The sequence below is a fragment of the Bradyrhizobium sp. CCBAU 11386 genome (assembly GCF_028128955.1).
GTDB lineage: Bacteria > Pseudomonadota > Alphaproteobacteria > Rhizobiales > Xanthobacteraceae > Bradyrhizobium.
Window position 1 is genome coordinate 1 of record NZ_LBKA01000093.1, and the last position, 1,080, is coordinate 1,080.

A 1,080-nucleotide genomic window follows, 5' to 3' on the forward strand; every position below is an offset into this window, starting at 1 on the left:
GCACCACGGCTGGCGCGGCGCCGTTCAGCACGCTGGCGTGCGCCTGCCGTGTCCTTCCTGTCCTGGACCGCTTCATCGCCGGCAATGGCCTGCTCGATGTCCTCGATCGCCAGCTGCAACTGCTCAGGGTCGAGCTTCTCCGAGCGGCGACCGAACTGCGCGCGTTGCAGCTGGCGCAAGAGATGCTGAAGGCGATCCATTTGCGACAGCGCCTGATCGCGTTCGACGATCGCCGCGTCGCACTTTGCGATCGCCGCGTCGCGCTCCGCGCGTGCCGCCGCAACCAGCGCCTGCAGCGCCTCGATATCGGTCGGAAGTTGATCCGTGGTCTCGCTCACGCCCGGTACTCAAGCTGATTCGCGGGCCCTTGTGGAAGACTGCAGCCGACATGATTCAATTGGTCACAGGGTTCACGACGTTGCGCTCGGCTGACCAATGTCGCGGGCATGCAGGCGCGACCAATCCAGGCCGTCCATCAGCGCGGCGAGCTGTGAGGCAGACAAACGCATCACGCCATCGCTGATCGGCGGCCAGCGGAACGCGCTATGCTCCAGCCGCTTCCACAGCAGCACGAGCCCGGACCCGTCCCAGGCAAAAATCTTCAAACGGTCCGCTCGCTTTGAACGGAAGACGAAAATCGTTCCCGTGAACGGATCATGGTGGAGTTGCTCGCGCACCAGCGCGGCGAGACCATCGGCACCTTTACGAAAGTCGACCGGCCGCGTCGCGACCATGATCTTCACGCCCGCCGAAGCCGCGATCATGTCGTCGCCCTCACGGCCCGCAGCACATCGCGCAGCCAGGCCGGATCGACCCCCGCCGCTGCGCGAACTACCGCATCACCAATCTCGATGCTGATCGTTATCCCGTTCCGCGTTGCCGCTTCCACGCACATCCCAGCGGGGCGAAGCTCCGACACCACCGGAACGAAGAGCGGTGCATCCTCCGCCGGCAAGCTCAGCAGACCGGCACGCGCGGCCTTGCGCCAAGCAAACAGGTGTTGCGGTGAGAGGTCGTGCCGGCGCGCCACCTCGGACACAACTGTGCCCGGCGCATATGACTCCGCCACGATCCGCCCCT

The 1,080-nt window shown here is 65.6% G+C and carries 3 protein-coding genes; all 3 read right to left on the reverse strand.

Annotated features, from left to right (window positions below; all coding sequences use genetic code 11):
* The coding region (locus tag XI09_RS08550) for a transposase (RefSeq protein ID WP_271566449.1) at positions 1–338 on the reverse strand (338 nt) is incomplete at its 3' end.
* 72 nt (positions 339–410) lie between these two features.
* Entirely contained in the window at positions 411–764 is a 354-nt protein-coding gene (gene tnpB, locus XI09_RS08555) for an IS66 family insertion sequence element accessory protein TnpB (RefSeq protein WP_271566450.1), read from the reverse strand.
* On the reverse strand, positions 761–1,080 hold a 320-nt coding region (locus XI09_RS08560), incomplete at its 5' end, for a transposase (RefSeq protein WP_143279467.1). The genes XI09_RS08560 and tnpB, both read right to left, overlap by 4 nt.